Raw genomic sequence first — 17249 nt, forward strand, 5'->3', positions numbered from 1 at the left:
CCGCCGCCACCTCATCGGGCACTGCCCAAGACCCGGGTGCCACCCGTAACGTGTGGCGCGGCCACGGATCACGTGGCGCACGGCGAGCACGAGAGCGAGGCAGCACCCGATGCCCCCCTTCGATGTCCCCGAGGGCGATCCCTTCGGCCCGCACAACCTTCCGTACGGCGTGTTCTCGATCCGCGGCTCGCAGGAGCGGACGGTGGGCGTCCGGCTCGGCGACCACGTCCTGGACGCGGGCGCCGCGGCCCACGCGCTCGGATCGCCGTACGCGTCCCTGCTCGCGCGGCCCACGCTGAACCCGCTGCTGGCGGCCGGCCGCACCGCCTGGTCGGACGTGCGGCGCGCGCTGACGGCCTGGGTGACGGTCCCGTCCCACCGGGAGGCCCTGGAGCCGCTGTTCCACCCGCTGTCGTCGGTGACCCTGCACCTGCCCTTCGAGGTGGCGGACTACGTCGACTTCTACGCCTCCGAGAACCACGCCCGGAACGTCGGCCGGATCTTCCGCCCCGACGCCGAGGACTCCCTCACCCCGAACTGGAAGCACCTGCCGATCGGCTACCACGGCCGCTCCGGCACGGTCGTCGTCTCGGGCACGGACGTCGTACGGCCCTCCGGCCAGCGCAAGGCCCCCACCGACGCGGCTCCCGTCTTCGGCCCGTCCGTCCGCCTCGACATCGAGGCAGAGGTCGGCTTCGTGGTCGGCACGCCGTCCGAGCCGGGCCGTCCGGTGCCGCTCGGCGACTTCCGCGAGCACGTCTTCGGGCTCTGCCTGCTCAACGACTGGTCCGCACGTGACGTCCAGGCCTGGGAGTACGTCCCCCTCGGCCCGTTCCTCGGCAAGTCCTTCGCCACCTCGGTGTCGGCCTGGATCACGCCGCTGGACGCCCTGGACGAGGCCCGGGTGGCCCCGCCGGAGCGCACCCACGGGCTGCTGCCCTACCTGGACGACGCCGAGGAGGAACCCGGCGGCTACGACCTGCGCATCTCGGTGACGGTCAACGGGCACGTGGTCTCCGAGCCGCCCTTCTCCACCATGTACTGGACCGCCGCCCAGCAGCTGGCCCACATGACCGTCAACGGCGCCTCCCTGCGCACCGGCGACCTCTACGGCTCGGGCACGGTGAGCGGGCCCACCGAGCGGGAGCGCGGATCGCTGCTCGAACTGACCTGGAACGGCCGGGACCCGCTGGAACTCCCCGACGGCAAGCGGACGTTCCTGGAGGACGGCGACGAGGTGACCCTGTCGGCGTGGGCGCCGGGTCCGGGCGGCCTGCGGGTCGGGCTCGGGGAGGTGACCGGGCGGGTGACCGGACGGTGAGAGGCTCCCGGGGGCGGGCCGCTCCGGCCGCCGCGTTCCGTCCCCCGTGCGGGGATCCGATGTCCGCCGGCACCTGACTCGCACCGCCCGTCCCCGTCATACTGGCGTCGGGCGGTGTCCGCCGCCGCGCAGCACCACAGCACCACAGCCAGAGCCGCCTTTCCGACCAGGATCCGGAGCCCGTGGCATGACCGTCTGCCTGCTCCTGCTGTTCGCCGTCGCCGTGACCGCCGCCGTGCCGGTGCCGCGCGCGCTCACCCGGTCCGCGTGGCCCGAGCGGGATCCCGTCGTCGCGCTGTGGGTGTGGCAGTGCCTGGTCGCCACCGTCCTGCTGTGCTGCCTGACGTCCCTCGCCCTCGGTGCCACCGCCGTCTTCGGCACCGTGCGCGCCCAGTTGTTCGCGCCGGCGCCGCCGGCGGTGACCGCCGCCTACAACCTCTCCGCCGGTCCGCCCTGGGCGGCCGTCCTCACCCTGCTGCTGGCCGGGGGTGCCGCGTGGACGACCGCGATGCTCGCCCGCGAGCTGGTGGAGGCCCGCCGGCGCCGCGCCCGGTCCCGGGCGCACCTGCGCGAGCGCGCCCCCGACCTGCCGGCCGGCCTCCCCCGGGCCCGCGGTCCCCTGCTGGTCCTGGAGGACGAGTACCCGGACGCCTGGTGGATGCCCGGCAGCCCGCCCCAGCTGATCGTCACCACGGGCGCCCTGCACCGCCTCACCGACCATCAGCTCGACGCCGTGCTCACCCACGAGCGCGGTCACGCCCGGGCCCGGCACGACTGGCTGCTGCACCTGTCCACCGCCCTGGCCACCGGCTTCCCGCGGGTCCCGCTCTTTGCCCACTTCTGCGACCAGACGCACCGCCTGGTCGAACTCGCCGCCGACGACACCGCCTCCCGCCGCTGCGGCCACCTGACGACGGCGCTGGCGCTGATCGAGCTGAACCAGCACCGGGGCGTCCTGTCCTGCGCCTCCAGCCACCGCCTCCTCGGCGAACGGGTCGACCGCCTCCTGGAGCCCCCGCCCCGCCTGACCCCCCGCGACCGCGCCCTGACCACGGCAACGGCGGCCCTGGTCCCCCTCGTCCCCCTCCTGATCACCTTCGCCCCGGGGCTGACGGCACTGACGTGACCGCCACGGCGGTGGTCGCGGCCCGAACGGCCCCCAGGGCGGCACGGGGTGGGCGCTGCGGCACCCCGCGACGCCGGGCCACACCCCCACGCGACGGCACCGAAGGGGACCTCGAGCAGGCAGGTGCCGGATCACCGCAGCCGACCCCCACCCGGTGGCACATCTCACCCCCCACTCCAGGAAACCCCAGCTCACCCCGCGCACCGGCGAAGCCCCCGGTGGCGCAACAATCCAGCAACACCACGAACCCCACCACATAGGTATGGTTCCAGCCATGCCCCCCGCCGACCGCATCCGAGACCACGCCGGCCAGGGCGCGACCACCGTCGCCGCCCACCGCGCGCGGCGCCGGCTGCGCGCCGACCGGGCCCGCCAACTCGCCGACCTGCTCCGCCGTCAGATCCTCACGGAGGCCTTCCCCGACGCCACGCTCCCCCACGAGGACGCCCTCGCCACCGAGTACGGCGCCTCCCGCAACACCGTCCGCGAGGCACTGGACCTGCTCCGCGCCGAAGGCCTCGTCGCGCGCCAGCCCGGCGTCGGGACCGTGGTCGTGGCCCGCAAGTACGCCCACGGCCTGGACCGCCTGATGGGCCTCGCCGAGACCCTCCACGAGCACGGCCGGGTCACCAACGAGGTCCGCACCACGGTGCCGGTCCGCGCGCCCGCCCCGGTCGCCGAACGCCTCCACGTCCCGCCCGGCACCGACGTCCTCTACATCGAGCGCCTGCGCCGCCTGAACGGCGTCCCGCTCTCCCTCGACCTCACCTACCTGCCCCTCGACATCGGCAGCGCCCTGCTCGGCGCCGACCTCGAGAACACCGACGTCTTCCGCCTCCTGGAGTCCGTCACCGGCCGGCCCCTCGGGCACGCCGAGATCACCCTGGAAGCGGTCACCGCGGACGCGCACTGTTCCGCCGTCCTCGAGGCCCCGCGCGGCACGGCGGTCCTCATGCTGGAACGCCTCACCCACCTCGCGGACGGCCGCCCCGTCGACCTGGAGTTCATCCGCTTCCGCGGTGACCGCATCGCGATGAGCGGCCTCCTGCACCGGTCCCGGTAACCCACCCTCCTTCGCGCACATCCCTGGAGACAGCCATGCCCTTGGCGCCCCAGCGGGCCGACGTGCCCGTGACCATCGACGAGTCGAAGTGCATCGACGGCTGCACGCTCTGCGTGGACATGTGCCCGCTGGACTCCCTCGCCATCGACGAGAGCAACGGCAAGGCGTACATGCACGTCGACGAGTGCTGGTACTGCGGCCCGTGCGCCGCCCGCTGCCCCACCGGGGCCGTCACGGTCAACATGCCCTACCTGCTCCGGTGAGAGGCCGACTCCCATGAAACGCGAACGTTCCGCCGTCCTGGCCACCGCGGCCGCCGCCGCCCTGCTCCTCCCCCTCACCGCCTGCGGCGGCAGCGCGTCGGCCGACGGCGACGGCTCGACGGTCACCGTGACCGTCGGCTACCAGTCCCGGACGATCAACACGGTCACGGCCGGCACCCTCCTGCGCTCCCTCGGCTACTTCGAGAAGCAGCTCGACGCCCTCGGCGACGGCGTCACCTACAAGGTGAACTGGCAGGACTACGCGACCGGCGCCCCCATCACCGCGCAGATGACCGCCGGGAAGATCGACATCGGCTCGATGGGCGACTTCCCGCTGCTCATCAACGCGGCCCGCGGCAAGCAGCTCGGCAAGCCGACCCACCTGGTCTCGGTCACCGGCTACAACCTGCGCGGCGGCCTCAACACCATCGTCACCGCACCGGACTCCTCCCTCACGTCCCTGAAGGACCTCGAGGGCAAGAAGGTCTCGACCAGCGTCGGCTCGGCCGCCGACGGCACCCTCGTACGGGCGCTCCAGCGGGCCGGGCTCGACCCGGACGAGGACATCGAGAAGCTCAACCAGCAGCCCGCCGTGGGCGCTTCGGCCCTGTCCTCGGGCAGCGCGGACGCCCTGTCGCAGTTCGTCGCCTGGCCCGGCCTGCTCGCCCAGCAGGGCAAGGCGAAGGCCCTGTACGACGGTGCGCAGCTGAACCTGCCCACCTTCCACGGGGTCACCGCCCGCGAGGACTTCGCGAAGAAGCGCCCGGCCGTGCTGGAGGCCTTCCTCAAAGCCCAGACGGAAGCCACCGACTACCTCGACGCCCACCCCGTGGACGCCGCCGAGTCGGTCGCGAAGGCCACCGGCCTGCCCGCCGAGGCCGTCTACCTCTACAACGGCGCCCAGGGCATCGCCACCTTCGACCCGGCGATCAAGCCCCAGCTCGTCGCGGCCCTGAAGGAGGACGTGTCGGTCCTCAAGGACGCGAAGCTGACCGGTGACGTGGACGTGGACGCCTTCGTCGACGACCGGTACGTGAAGAAGGCACTCGGCCCCGCCGCCTACGCCGAACGGCTCGCCTCCGCGCCTCCGGCGCCGGCCGGCGAGGTCTGGCCGAAGGGGGCGCGCAGAACGCTCCCCTTCACCTCTCCCACCGCCCTGCTGCGGCACGTCGCCGCGCACCGCGACGACGTGCGGGCCGCCTACGTCCCCGACACCACCACCGGCACCCTGTGGTTCGCCGACCGGTCGGTGTGGGTGGCCGACGGCGACGAGCTGCTGCCCTTCGTCGCACCGGAGACCGCCGAGGCGTACCTCGCCGGGCACGGCGGGGCACGCGTCGTCACGTACGCCGAGGCCCTGGAGCGCGCGTCATGACCCGGTACGCGCTGCGCGTCGCCTCGCTCGCCGCCGCCCTCGGCCTGTGGCAGCTCCTGACCAGCCGGGACATCGACCTCTGGCTGCGCTTCTCGCAGTTCCCCACGGTCACCGACGTGGCCCACGCCTTCGCCGGCCGGCTGGCCGGTCCCGACTACTGGACGGACCTCACCGACAGTCTCACCCGCATCCTCACCGGCTTCCTGCTCGCCGCCGTCCTGGGCGTGGCCACGGGCGTGCTCGTGGCCCGCTCGCGGCTCGCCGAGGACCTCCTCGGCCCGGTGCTGGAAGTGATCCGCCCGATCCCGGCGATCGCCCTGGTCCCCGTCGCGATCATCCTCTTCCCCTCCAACGAGCAGGGCATCGTCTTCATCACCTGCACCGCCGCGTTCTTCCCGGTCCTCGTCTCCACCCGGCACGCGGTCCGCGCGCTGACGCCCGTGTGGGAGGAGGCGGTGCGCACGATGGGCGGCGGCCGGTGGCGGGTGCTCGGCTCGGTCGTCCTGCCGGGCGCGCTGCCCGGCGTCTTCGGCGGCCTGTCGGTCGGGATCGGCGTGTCGTGGATCTGCGTGATCTCCGCCGAGATGATCTCCGGTCAGTACGGCGTCGGGTACCGCACCTGGCAGGACTACACCGTCGTCGACTACCCGGGCGTGTTCGTCGGCATGGTCACCATCGGGGTGCTGGGCTGGCTGACCTCCATGGCCGTGGAGCTGCTGGGCCGCCGCCTGACCCACTGGCTGCCGCGCGCCTCGTACGCCCCGCTCACCGCCCGCCCCAGGTCCGCGCGGGCCGGCACGGCCGCACCCTCCGCCCGCCCGTCCGCACCCTCCGCACCTTCCGCACGCGAGGGCACCCAGCCCGAGGAGGCACGCGATGAGCACCTCGTCCGAGACTGAGACCCGTCCGGCGGCCGGCCCGCGGACCTCCTCCCGAGGCACCCGCCTCGCCCTCCGCGACGCCGTGCTCGGCCACCCGGGCGCCCCCGCGCTGACCGGTGTGGACGTCGACGTCGCCCCGGGCGAGATCCTCACCGTGGTCGGCCCGTCGGGCTGCGGCAAGTCGACGCTGCTGCGCACCCTGGCCGGGCTGCTGCCCCCGCTGGCCGGGACCGCCGAGCAGGACGGCCGGCGCATCGGCGGGCCGGGGGCGGACCGCGCGCTGGTCTTCCAGGAGGACGCCCTCCTGCCCTGGCGCTCGCTGCGCGCCAACGTCGAACTCCCCCTCGCCGTACAGGGCGTGCCCCGCGCCGAGCGCCGGCGACAGGCGGCCGGCTGGCTGGAGCGGGTCGGACTCGCCGCGCACGCCCGGCAGTTGCCGCGCCGCGTCTCCGGGGGCCAGCGCCAGCGCGCCCAGCTGGCCAGGGCCCTCGCCGCGCGACCCCGTGCCGTCCTGATGGACGAGCCCTTCGGCGCCCTGGACGCCCAGACCCGGGCCGGCATGCAGGACCTGCTGGTCGAGGTGCTGCACGGCACGGGCGCGACCGTCGTGTTCGTCACCCACGACGTGGACGAGGCCCTGTTCCTCGGCGACCGCGTCGCCCTGCTCGGCTCCGGCCGGCTCACCGCCGTGCGCGACGTGCCCCGTCCCCGGGACCGCACCGCGCACGACGATCCGGCCCGCGTGGCGCTGCGGCGCGACGTCCTGACATCCCTCGGCACCTGAAAGGTCCCCTGGTGGAGATCCCCGCCCTCACCGACGCCGAAGAACTCTCCTGCGACGTCCTCGTCATCGGCGGCGGCACCGCCGGCACCATGGCCGCACTGACCGCCGCCGAGCACGGCGCGGACGTGCTGCTGCTGGAGAAGGCCCACGTCCGCCACTCCGGCGCCCTCGCCATGGGCATGGACGGCGTCAACAACGCCGTCGTCCCCGGCCGTGCCGAACCCGACGACTACGTCGCCGAGATCACCCGCGCCAACGACGGCATCGTCGACCAGTCCACCGTCCGTCAGACCGCCACCCGCGGCTTCGACATGGTCCGGCGGCTGGAGTCGTACGGGGTCAAGTTCGAGAAGGACGAGCACGGCGACTACGCGGTCCGCCAGGTGCACCGGTCCGGCTCCTACGTGCTGCCGATGCCCGAGGGCAAGGACGTCAAGAAGGTCCTGTACCGGCAGTTGCGGCGGCGCGAGATGCGCGAGCGGATCCGCATCGAGAACCGCGTGATGCCGGTCCGGGTGCTGACGGCGCAAGGGCGGGCGGTGGGCGCGGCCGGCTTCCACACCCGCACCGGGCGGTTCGTGACCGTCCGCGCGGGCGCCGTGATCCTCGCGACCGGCGCCGCCGGCCGGCTCGGCCTGCCCGCCTCCGGCTACCTCTACGGCACCTACGAGAACCCCACCAACGCGGGCGACGGCTACGCCATGGCCTACCACGCGGGCGCCGAACTGACCGGCATCGAGTGCTTCCAGATCAACCCGCTGATCAAGGACTACAACGGCCCCGCCTGCGCCTACGTCGCCAACCCCTTCGGCGGCTACCAGGTCAACCGGCACGGCGAGCGCTTCGTCGACTCCGACTACTGGTCGGGCCAGATGATGGCCGAGTTCGCCGCCGAGGTCGCCAGCGACCGCGGGCCGGTGTACCTGAAGCTCAGCCACCTCCCGGAGGAGTCGGTCTCGGCGCTGGAGTCGATCCTGCACTCCACCGAGCGCCCCACCCGCGGCACCTTCCACGCGGGCCGCGGCCACGACTACCGCACCCACGACGTCGAGATGCACATCTCCGAGATCGGCCTGTGCGGCGGCCACTCCGCCTCCGGCGTCCGCGTCGACGACCAGGCGCGCACCACCGTCCCCCGCCTCTACGCCGCCGGCGACCTGGCCTGCGTGCCGCACAACTACATGATCGGCGCGTTCGTCTTCGGCGACCTCGCGGGCGCGGACGCCGCCCAGTACAGCGCCTACGCCGGCGAGCTGCCTCCCGACCAGCTGCGCGACGCGCACGAACTGGTCTACCGCCCGCTGCGCAACCCCGACGGCCCGCCGCAGCCCCAGGTCGAGTACAAACTGCGCCGCTTCGTGAACGACTACGTGGCCCCGCCGAAGTCCGGTGCGCGGCTGTCGCTCGCCCTGGAGTCGTTCGAGCGGATGCGCGCGGACATCGCGGCGATGGGTGCCCGCACCCCGCACGAGCTGATGCGGTGCGCCGAGGTCACCTTCATCCGCGACTGCGCGGAGATGGCCGCCCGGGCCTCCCTGGCCCGCACGGAGTCCCGCTGGGGCCTCTACCACGAGCGCGTCGACATCCCCGAGCGCGACGACGCCTCCTGGTTCCACCACCTCGACCTGCACAAGTCCCCCTCCGGTGCGATGGAGTTCACGGCCCGTCCCGTGGCTCCCTACTTGGTGCCGGTCGACGAGTTCACGCCGGCCGGCGGCCCTTCCCGGCACCTCGGCGAGGTGCACCCGGAGCAGGTGGCGACGGCCGGCGCGCGCCACGCCGCGCCCCGCGCCACGGGGGCGCTGCCCACGGTGGCCCCGGGCGACGGCGGCCACGCGGCCGACAGGCCGGCCGCGACGGCGTCGCCCCGGCTGCTGGAGCTGCTGGCCCTGGCCGACAGCGAGCCCGAACTCTCCGTCCTCCGCCCGTACCTGTCCGATCCCGAGCCCGCCGTCCGGCGCACGGCGGTCACCGTGCTGACCGAGACCGTGCCCGCCGGCACCGGTCCGGCGCTCGCCGCCGCCCTGTCCGACCCGGACGGCGAGGTGCGCGCCGCCGCCGCGGCCTCCCTGCGCGAACTGGCCGACACGCTGGCCCCCGAGGCGGCGCTGGGCGAGCACCTCGTCCGGGCGCTGGACCGGTCCGACCCCGTGGTCCGCGCCACCGCGCTCGACCTGCTGCGCGTCCTGCGGCTGGGCACCCCCGGCACGTTCACCGAGGCCCTCGCGGACCCGGACACCTCGGTGCGCATCGAGGCCGTGCGCGGGCTGGTCTCCCTGGACGCCGCCCGGTCGCTCTCACCGGCCGCCGGGGACCCGTCCCGCGAGGTCCGGGTCGCCGTCGCCAAGGCGCTGGGCACCCTGCGGGCCGCTCCCGACCCGGGCGGCGCCCTCGACCGGCTCACCGAGGACCCGGACGCCCTCGTGCGGGGCGCGGCCTACGCGGCGCTGGCGGACACGGGCTGCCCGGCCCCGCTGGCGGCCCGGGCGGTCGCCGCGCTGTCCGACCCCGCCTGGCAGGTCCGGGCGGGCGCGGCCACCGCGCTGTCCGCCGCCGCGTCCGACACGGCGGTCCCCGTCCTCGCCAAGGTCCTCGCCGACGCGAACGCCGATGTCCGCAAGGCTGCCGTCCTGGCCCTCACCCGGCACACCGGGGCCACGCCGGACGCCCGGGCGGCGCTCGCGACGGCCACCGGCGACAGCGACGCCGACGTCAGGGCCTACGCGGCCCGGGCCCTGTGACGGGGGCGCACCCTCATCTCCAGTCGTCGGGCTCCGGCTCGGGCTCGTCCTCGGGCCAGTCGTGCGGGCCGGGTCCGGCGTCCGTCGTCGCGGGGGAAGGGGCCGGTGCCGCGTCGCCGGCCAGCCCGGCGAGCACCGCCAGCACCCCCTCCCCGTACGTCGCCAGCTTCTTCTCCCCGACGCCGCTGATCCCGCCGAGCTGCCCGACCGAGGTGGGCCAGGCCGCGGCGATCTCCCGGAGCGTGGCGTCGTGGAAGATCACGTACGCCGGGACGCCCTGCTCTCGGGCCTGCTCCGCGCGCCAGGCGCGCAGTGCCTCGAACGCGGGCAGCAGCTCCGCGGGCAGCTCGGCCGCGGCGGCCCCGGACTTCCGGTCCCCCCGCGAGCCGCCCGCGCCCCGCGCCACCGTCTGCTTCTTGGGCTCCTTGCGCAGCGGCACCTCCCGCTCCCGCCGCAGCACCGCCCCACTGGCGTCGGTCAGCACCAGCGTGCCGTACTCGCCCTCGACCGCGAGCAGCCCCTGGGCCAGCAGCTGCCGGGTGACGCCCCGCCACTCGCCCTCGGACAGCTCCTCGCCGATGCCGAACACGGAGAGCTGGTCGTGGTCGAACTGGATCACCTTGGCCGTGCGCTTGCCCAGCAGGATGTCGATGATCTGCCCGGCGCCGAACTTCTGCCCGCGCTCCCGCTTCAGCCGCACCACCGTCGACAGCACCTTCTGCGCCGCCACCGTGCCGTCCCAGGTCTCGGGCGGGGTGAGGCAGGTGTCGCAGTTGCCGCAGCCGGCCGGGTCCGGGTCCTGTCCGAAGTAGGCGAGGAGCTGGCCGCGGCGGCACCGGACGGTCTCGCACAGGGCGAGCATCGCGTCCAGGTGCGACTGGGCCCGGCGGCGGAACGCCTCGTCGCCCTCGCCGGACTGGATGAGCTTGCGCTGCTGGATGACGTCGTTGAGTCCGTACGCCATCCAGGCCGTCGACGGCAGGCCGTCCCGACCCGCGCGGCCGGTCTCCTGGTAGTACCCCTCGACCGACTTGGGCAGGTCCAGGTGGGCGACGAAGCGGACGTCCGGCTTGTCGATGCCCATGCCGAAAGCGATGGTCGCCACGACCACCAGGCCCTCCTCGCGCAGGAACCTCGACTGGTGCGCCGCACGGGTGCCGGCGTCCAGGCCCGCGTGGTACGGCACGGCCTCGATGCCGTTGCGGGCCAGGAACTCGGCGGTCTTCTCGACGGAATTGCGCGAGAGGCAGTAGACGATGCCCGCGTCCCCGGCGTGCTCCTCGCGCAGGAAGCCCAGGAGCTGCTTCCTGGGGTCGGTCTTCGGCACGATCCGGTACTGGATGTTCGGCCGGTCGAAGCTGGCCACGAAGTGCCGCGCCGCCGGCATGTTCAGCCGCTCGGTGATCTCGCGGTGGGTGGCGTGCGTGGCCGTCGCCGTCAGCGCGAGCCGGGGCACGTCGGGCCAGCGCTCGCCGAGCAGGGACAGGGCGAGGTAGTCGGGCCGGAAGTCGTGGCCCCACTGGGAGACGCAGTGCGCCTCGTCGATCGCGAAGAGGGAGATCTTGCCCCGGGAGAGCAGGTCGAGGGTGCTCTGCAGCCGCAGCCGCTCGGGCGCCAGGTACAGCAGGTCCAGCTCGCCGGCGAGGAACTCGGCCTCCACCAGGCGACGCTCGTCGAAGTCCTGCGTGGAGTTCATGAACCCGGCCCGCACACCGAGGGCGCGCAGCGCGTCGACCTGGTCCTGCATGAGCGCGATCAGCGGCGAGACCACGACACCCGTGCCGGGCCTGACCAGGGCCGGGATCTGGTAGCACAGGGACTTTCCGCCGCCGGTGGGCATCAGCACGACGGCGTCGCCGCCGGCCACCACGTGGTCGACGATCGCCTCCTGCTCACCGCGGAAGGCCTCGTACCCGAAGACCCGGTGCAGGGTGGCCAGCGTCTCGCTGTCCAGCCGCCCCGTCTCTGCCGTCCCTGTCATCTCGCCGATCACGCCCATCGTCCCGTCCCCCGTACGTCCTGCCGCGCCCGTCCTGTCCCGACCACTCCCTCAACGATAGGGGCCCCCGCCGACAGCTCCGCAGTTGTCCACAGGCTCGATTCGTCACTGATCAGACCCGGGTTCCGGCCGCAGCCGTCGTGCTGACCGTGGAGGTCGTCTCGCCGGACTCCGTCTCCCGCGACCGCGAGACCAAGCCCCTGAAGTACGCCCGGGCCGGCATCACCCATTACTGGCGGGTGGAGAACGAGAAGGGTCTCGCCGTCGTCCACGCCTTCGAGCTCGAGCCCACCACCGGCGCCTACACCGGCGTCGGCATCTTCCGCGAGCGCATGAAGGTGAGCGCGCCTTTCCCGATGGATCTGGACCTGAGCGCGATCAAGGCACGTCGCAGCGGCGAGTAGCCCTCCCGGGCGCACGGCGGCGGCCCGGCGCCCCCCGAGGGGGCCGGGCCGCCGCTGTGGCCGGGTGGGCGGGCGTCGGGTCAGCGCACGAAGACGCCCGCCTGTCCCGCCAGGTCCAGGAAGTACTGCGGCGCCACGCCGAGCACCACCGTGACCGCCACCCCGACGCCGATCGCCGTCATGGTCAGCGGGGACGGAACCGCGACCGTCGGCCCCTCGGCACGGGGCTCGCTGAAGAACATGAGCACGATCACGCGGATGTAGAAGAACGCCGCGATCGCCGACGAGATCACACCGATCACGACCAGTGGGGCCGCGCCGCCCTCCGCCGCCGCCTTGAACACGGCGAACTTGCCCGCGAAGCCGGAGGTCAGCGGGATGCCCGCGAAGGCCAGCAGGAACACCGCGAACACGGCCGCCACCAGCGGCGACCTGCGCCCGAGCCCTGCCCACTTCGACAGGTGCGTCGCCTCGCCGCCCGCGTCGCGCACCAGCGTGACCACCGCGAAGGCGCCGATCGTCACGAAGGAGTACGCGGCCAGGTAGAAGAGGACCGACGAGACGCCGTCCGGCGTGGTGGCGATGACACCCGCGAGGATGAAGCCCGCGTGCGCGATCGACGAGTACGCCAGCAGCCGCTTGATGTCCGTCTGGGTGATCGCGACGATCGCGCCGCCCAGCATGGTGACGATCGCCACGGCCCACATCACCGGCCGCCAGTCCCAGCGCAGGCCGGGCAGGACGACGTAGAGGATGCGCAGCAGCGCGCCGAAGGCCGCGACCTTGGTCGCCGCCGCCATGAAGCCGGTCACCGGCGTCGGCGCGCCCTGGTACACGTCCGGGGTCCACATGTGGAACGGCACCGCGCCCACCTTGAACAGCAGGCCCATGACGATCAGCGCCGACCCGACGAGCAGCAGCGCGTCGTTGCCCATGGTCCCGGCGAGCGCCGGGGTCACGTTCTGCACGGTGCCGTCGACGACCTGCGCGATCGTGCCGTACGACATCGAGCCCGAGTAGCCGTAGAGCAGGGCGATGCCGAACAGGGTGAACGCGGAGGCGAACGCGCCGAGCAGGAAGTACTTGACCGCCGCCTCCTGCGACATCAGCCGCTTGCGCCGGGCCAGCGCGCACAGCAGGTACAGCGGGAGGGAGAAGACCTCCAGGGCGACGAAGAGCGTCAGCAGGTCGTTGGCCGCCGGGAAGATCAGCATGCCGGCGACCGCGAAGAGCAGGAGCGGGAAGACCTCGGTGGTGGTGAAGCCCGCCTTGACCGCCTTCTGCTCGCTCTCGCTGCCCGGCACGGCCGCGGCCTGTGCGGCGAAGGAGTCGACGCGGTTGCCGTGCGTCTCGGGGTCGAGCCGCCGCTCGGCGAAGGTGAACACGCCGACCAGGGCCGCCAGCAGGATCGTGCCCTGCAGGAAGAGGGCCGGTCCGTCCACGGCGATGGCGCCCATCGCCGCGATGCCCGCCTTGGTCGTGCCGTATCCGCGCGCCGCCAGCGCGACGACCGCGGCGAACGCGGCGACGAGCGCGACGACGGACACGAACGTCTGTACGTAGTAGCGGGACCTGCGCGGCACGAAGGCCTCGACCAGGATTCCGACGATCGCCGCGCCGATGACGATGAGCGTGGGCGCGAGCTGCCCGTACTCGATCTTCGGCGCGTCGATCTTGGCGATCGGGTCGGCCGCCGTTGCCGCCGTTGTCCACAGGCTGTGGACGGCTGATGCGCTCACTTGGCCGCCTCCACCTCGGGCTGGGGGTCCTTCTTGTGTACGTCTGACATGGTCTGCTGCACCGCCGGGTTGACGATGTCCGTGACGGGCTTCGGGTAGACGCCCAGGAAGATCAGCAGCGCCACCAGCGGCGCCACCACCACCAGCTCCCGCACCCGCAGGTCCGGCAGGGCCGTCACCTCGGGCTTCACCGGGCCGGTCATCGTCCGCTGGTAGAGGACGAGGGTGTAGAGCGCGGCGAGGACGATGCCGAGGGTGGCGACGATGCCGATCACCGGATAGCGCGTGAACGTCCCCACCAGCACCAGGAACTCGCTGACGAAGGGCGCGAGCCCCGGCAGCGACAGGGTGGCCAGGCCGCCGATCAGGAACGTGCCGGCGAGCACCGGGGCGACCTTCTGCACACCGCCGTAGTCGGCGATGAGCCGCGAGCCGCGCCGGGAGATCAGGAAGCCGGCGATCAGCATCAGCACGGCGGTCGAGATGCCGTGGTTGACCATGTACAGGGTCGCGCCGGACTGGCCCTGGCTGGTCATCGCGAAGATGCCCATGATGATGAAGCCGAAGTGCGAGATCGACGCGTAGGCGATCAGGCGCTTGATGTCGCGCTGGCCGACCGCGAGCAGCGCCCCGTAGATGATGCTGATCACCGCGAGGACGAGGATCACGGGCGTCGCCCACTTGCTGGCCTCCGGGAAGAGCTGGAGGCAGAAGCGGAGCATCGCGAAGGTGCCGACCTTGTCGACGACCGCCGTGATCAGCACGGCGACCGGGGCGGTCGACTCCCCCATGGCGTTGGGCAGCCAGGTGTGCAGCGGGAACAGCGGCGCCTTCACCGCGAAGGCGAAGAAGAAGCCGAGGAACAGCCAGCGTTCGGTGTCGGTCGCCATGTCCAGCGACCCGTTGGCCCGCGCCTCGGCGATCTCGGTGAGCGAGAAGTTCCCGGCGACCACGTACAGCCCGATCACCGCGGCCAGCATGATCAGACCGCCGGCCAGGTTGTAGAGGAGGAACTTCACCGCCGCGTACGACCGCTGCGTGGCGGCCGTCTTCTCGCCGTGCTCGTGGGCCCGGTCCCCGAAGCCGCCGATCAGGAAGTACAGCGGGATCAGCATGGCTTCGAAGAAGATGTAGAAGAGGAAGACGTCGGTGGCCTCGAACGAGATGATCACCATCGCCTCGACGGCCAGGATCAGGGCGAAGAAGCCCTGCGTCGGCCGCCACCGCTTGCTGCCGGTCTCCAGCGGGTCGGCGTCGTGCCAGCCCGCGAGGACGATGAAGGGGATCAGGAGCGCGGTCAGCGCGATCAGCGCCACCGCGATGCCGTCCACACCCAGTTCGTACCGGACGCCGAAGTCCGCGATCCAGGAGTGCGACTCGGTCAGCTGGTAGCGGTCGCCGCCGGGGTCGAAGCGGACCAGCACCGCGATCGCCAGGGCGAGGGTGGCCAGCGAGAACAGCAGCGCCAGCCACTTGGCCGCGGTACGTTTCGCGGCCGGTACGGCGGCCGTGGCGATCGCCCCGACGGCCGGGAGGGCCGCCGTGACTGTCAGCAGGGGAAAGGACATCGGTATCAGACCGCCCTCATCAGCAGGGTCGCGGCGACGAGGAGTGCCGCACCGCCGAACATCGAGACCGCGTACGAGCGCGCGAAGCCGTTCTGCAGCTTGCGCATCCGCCCGGACAGGCCGCCGACCGAGGCCGCCGAGCCGTTGACGACCCCGTCGACCAGGGTGTGGTCGACGTAGACCAGCGAGCGCGTGAGGTGCTCGCCGCCGCGGACCAGCACGACGTGGTTGAAGTCGTCCTGGAGCAGGTCGCGCCGGGCGGCCCGGGTGAGCAGCGAGCCGCGCGGGGCGACGGCCGGGACCGGACGGCGTCCGTACTGCGCCCAGGCGATCGCCACGCCGACGACCATGCAGGCCACGGTGGCCCCGGTGATCACCCCGGCACTGAGGGGCGCGTCGCCGTGGCTGTGCCCGGTGACGGGCTCCAGCCAGTGCAGGAAGCGGTCGCCGATGCTGAAGAAGGCACCGCCCGCCACCGACCCGACGGCCAGCACGATCATCGGGATCGTCATGATCTTCGGGGACTCGTGCGGGTGCGGCGGCGTGTACTCGCCGCGCGTCTCGGCGGCCGGCTCCACGTCGGGCTCGGCCGGGGACGGTGTCGGCGCCTTGCGCCAGCGCTCCTCGCCGAAGAACGTCATCAGCATCACGCGCGTCATGTAGTACGCGGTGATGGCCGCGCCCAGCAGGGCGCAGGCGCCGAGGATCCAGCCCTCGGTGCCGCCCTTGGCGAACGCCGCCTCGATGATCTTGTCCTTGGAGAAGAAGCCGGACAGGCCCGGGAAGCCGATGATGGCGAGGTAGCCGAGGCCGAAGGTGACGAAGGTGACGGGCATGTATTTCCGCAGTCCGCCGTAGCGGCGCATGTCGACCTCGTCGTTCATGCCGTGCATGACGGAACCCGCGCCGAGGAACAGCCCGGCCTTGAAGAAGCCGTGCGTCACCAGGTGCATGATCGCGAAGACGTAGCCGATGGGGCCGAGGCCCGCGGCCAGCACCATGTAGCCGATCTGCGACATGGTCGAGCCGGCCAGCGCCTTCTTGATGTCGTCCTTCGCGCAACCGACGATCGCACCGAACAGCAGCGTGACCGCGCCGACGACCGTGACCACCAACTGGGCGTCCGGAGCGCCGTTGAAGACGGCTGCCGAGCGGACGATCAGGTAGACGCCCGCGGTCACCATGGTCGCGGCGTGGATGAGGGCGGAGACCGGGGTCGGGCCCTCCATCGCGTCACCGAGCCAGGACTGCAGCGGCACCTGGGCGGACTTGCCGCACGCGGCGAGCAGCAGCATCAGCGCGATCGCGGTGAGCTTGCCCTCGCCGGCCTGCCCCGCGAGGCCGGGCTCCTCCAGCGAGCCGAGCACCGGCCCGAAGGCGAAGGTGCCGAACCAGAGGAACATCAGCATGATCGCGATCGACAGGCCCATGTCGCCGACGCGGTTGACCAGGAAGGCCTTCTTCGCGGCCGTGGCCGCGCTGGGCTTGTGCTGCCAGAAGCCGATCAGCAGGTAGGAGGCGAGACCGACGCCCTCCCAGCCGACGTACAGCAGCAGGTAGTTGTCGGCGAGGACCAGGATCAGCATCGCCGCGAGGAACAGGTTCAGATAGCCGAAGAAGCGGCGGCGGCGCTCGTCGTGCTCCATGTACGCGACCGAGTACAGGTGGATCAGCGAGCCGACGCCGGTGATCAGCAGGACGAACGTCATCGACAGCTGGTCGAGCCGGAAGGCGACGTCGGCCTGGAAACCCTCCACCGGGATCCAGCTGAACAGGTGCTGCGTCAGGGTGCGGTCCTCGGCGCCGCTGCCGAGCAGGTCGGCGAAGAGGACGACGCCGATCACGAAGGACACGGCGGCGAGCAGGGTGCCGATCCAGTGGCCGACGGCGTCCAGCCGGCGTCCGCCGCACAGCAGGACCACCGCTCCGAGCAGGGGCGCCGCCACGAGCAGCGCAATCAGGTTCTCCACTTTTCTCCCGACCCC

13 protein-coding genes are annotated in these 17249 nt (G+C 72.8%); 9 read left to right on the top strand and 4 right to left on the bottom strand.

Annotation, left to right across the window (positions count from 1 at the left end):
• The first annotated feature begins 109 nt into the window (after nucleotides 1-109).
• The 8 genes from fahA to ACGF3H_RS22760 all read left to right on the top strand — a co-directional run bounded on the left by fahA (nucleotide 110) and on the right by ACGF3H_RS22760 (nucleotide 9554).
• The gene (gene fahA / locus ACGF3H_RS22725; RefSeq protein WP_362492435.1) at nucleotides 110-1321 is read left to right on the top strand and encodes a fumarylacetoacetase; all 1212 of its coding nucleotides are present in this window, start codon (nucleotides 110-112) and stop codon (nucleotides 1319-1321) included.
• A gap of 187 nt (nucleotides 1322-1508) precedes the next feature.
• Nucleotides 1509-2447, top strand: coding sequence for a M56 family metallopeptidase (locus ACGF3H_RS22730; RefSeq protein WP_362492433.1), 939 nt, complete (start codon nucleotides 1509-1511; stop codon nucleotides 2445-2447).
• Between the two features lie 274 nt (nucleotides 2448-2721).
• Nucleotides 2722-3510, top strand: a complete 789-nt coding sequence (locus ACGF3H_RS22735; RefSeq protein WP_362492430.1) for a GntR family transcriptional regulator — start codon at nucleotides 2722-2724, stop codon at nucleotides 3508-3510.
• 35 nt (nucleotides 3511-3545) lie between these two features.
• Nucleotides 3546-3773 carry a ferredoxin family protein gene (locus tag ACGF3H_RS22740; RefSeq protein ID WP_010986276.1) on the top strand — a complete coding sequence of 76 codons (228 nt, stop codon included), beginning with the start codon at nucleotides 3546-3548 and terminating at the stop codon, nucleotides 3771-3773.
• Nucleotides 3774-3786: 13 nt separating this feature from the next.
• Nucleotides 3787-5148 (top strand): ABC transporter substrate-binding protein, encoded by a 1362-nt coding sequence (locus ACGF3H_RS22745; protein ID WP_362492428.1) that lies wholly within the window; start codon nucleotides 3787-3789, stop codon nucleotides 5146-5148.
• Nucleotides 5145-6047 carry an ABC transporter permease gene (locus ACGF3H_RS22750; protein WP_362492426.1) on the top strand — a complete coding sequence of 301 codons (903 nt, stop codon included), beginning with the start codon at nucleotides 5145-5147 and terminating at the stop codon, nucleotides 6045-6047. The genes ACGF3H_RS22745 and ACGF3H_RS22750 overlap by 4 nt, the downstream gene beginning before the upstream one ends.
• A complete protein-coding gene (locus ACGF3H_RS22755) occupies nucleotides 6025-6813 on the top strand; it encodes an ABC transporter ATP-binding protein (RefSeq protein ID WP_362492424.1) in 789 nt (262 codons plus the stop codon). The genes ACGF3H_RS22750 and ACGF3H_RS22755 overlap by 23 nt, the downstream gene beginning before the upstream one ends.
• An 11-nt stretch (nucleotides 6814-6824) precedes the next feature.
• Entirely contained in the window at nucleotides 6825-9554 is a 2730-nt protein-coding gene (locus ACGF3H_RS22760; RefSeq protein WP_393585140.1) for a fumarate reductase/succinate dehydrogenase flavoprotein subunit, read from the top strand.
• A gap of 13 nt (nucleotides 9555-9567) precedes the next feature.
• On the opposite strand, the gene recQ is transcribed toward ACGF3H_RS22760, so the two are convergent.
• Nucleotides 9568-11535, bottom strand: a complete 1968-nt coding sequence (recQ, locus tag ACGF3H_RS22765) for a DNA helicase RecQ (RefSeq protein WP_362492422.1) — start codon at nucleotides 11533-11535, stop codon at nucleotides 9568-9570.
• A gap of 38 nt (nucleotides 11536-11573) precedes the next feature.
• Between recQ and ACGF3H_RS22770 the strand changes: the two genes are divergently transcribed.
• Nucleotides 11574-11957: a Uma2 family endonuclease gene (locus ACGF3H_RS22770; RefSeq protein ID WP_393585261.1), complete on the top strand. Its 384-nt coding sequence runs from the start codon at nucleotides 11574-11576 to the stop codon at nucleotides 11955-11957.
• An 80-nt stretch (nucleotides 11958-12037) separates the two neighbouring features.
• On the opposite strand, the gene nuoN is transcribed toward ACGF3H_RS22770, so the two are convergent.
• The 3 genes from nuoN to nuoL are packed head-to-tail and all read right to left on the bottom strand — an operon-like array spanning nucleotide 12038 to nucleotide 17234.
• On the bottom strand, nucleotides 12038-13696 hold the full coding sequence (nuoN, locus tag ACGF3H_RS22775; protein WP_362492420.1) for an NADH-quinone oxidoreductase subunit NuoN: 1659 nt from the start codon (nucleotides 13694-13696) through the stop codon (nucleotides 12038-12040).
• Nucleotides 13693-15264 carry an NADH-quinone oxidoreductase subunit M gene (locus ACGF3H_RS22780; RefSeq protein WP_362492418.1) on the bottom strand — a complete coding sequence of 524 codons (1572 nt, stop codon included), beginning with the start codon at nucleotides 15262-15264 and terminating at the stop codon, nucleotides 13693-13695. The genes nuoN and ACGF3H_RS22780 overlap by 4 nt, the downstream gene beginning before the upstream one ends.
• Nucleotides 15265-15269: 5 nt before the next feature.
• Complete coding sequence (gene nuoL / locus ACGF3H_RS22785) at nucleotides 15270-17234, bottom strand: NADH-quinone oxidoreductase subunit L (protein ID WP_362492416.1); 1965 nt, start codon at nucleotides 17232-17234, stop codon at nucleotides 15270-15272.
• Nucleotides 17235-17249 lie beyond the last annotated feature (15 nt).

Origin of the sequence: Streptomyces sp. NPDC048185 (assembly GCF_043202495.1) — a bacterium.
Classification (GTDB): domain Bacteria; phylum Actinomycetota; class Actinomycetes; order Streptomycetales; family Streptomycetaceae; genus Streptomyces.

Excerpts from the sequence above, each read along its gene's own strand:
- ACGF3H_RS22740 (WP_010986276.1), top strand. The coding sequence starts at position 3,546 with ATGCCCTTGGCGCCCCAGCGGGCCGACGTGCCCGTGACCATCGACGAG.
- ACGF3H_RS22735 (WP_362492430.1), top strand. The coding sequence starts at position 2,722 with ATGCCCCCCGCCGACCGCATCCGAGACCACGCCGGCCAGGGCGCGACC.
- ACGF3H_RS22755 (WP_362492424.1), top strand. The coding sequence starts at position 6,025 with ATGAGCACCTCGTCCGAGACTGAGACCCGTCCGGCGGCCGGCCCGCGG.
- recQ (WP_362492422.1), bottom strand. The coding sequence starts at position 11,535 with ATGACAGGGACGGCAGAGACGGGGCGGCTGGACAGCGAGACGCTGGCC.
- ACGF3H_RS22750 (WP_362492426.1), top strand. The coding sequence starts at position 5,145 with ATGACCCGGTACGCGCTGCGCGTCGCCTCGCTCGCCGCCGCCCTCGGC.
- ACGF3H_RS22780 (WP_362492418.1), bottom strand. The coding sequence starts at position 15,264 with ATGTCCTTTCCCCTGCTGACAGTCACGGCGGCCCTCCCGGCCGTCGGG.
- ACGF3H_RS22730 (WP_362492433.1), top strand. The coding sequence starts at position 1,509 with ATGACCGTCTGCCTGCTCCTGCTGTTCGCCGTCGCCGTGACCGCCGCC.
- fahA (WP_362492435.1), top strand. The coding sequence starts at position 110 with ATGCCCCCCTTCGATGTCCCCGAGGGCGATCCCTTCGGCCCGCACAAC.
- ACGF3H_RS22745 (WP_362492428.1), top strand. The coding sequence starts at position 3,787 with ATGAAACGCGAACGTTCCGCCGTCCTGGCCACCGCGGCCGCCGCCGCC.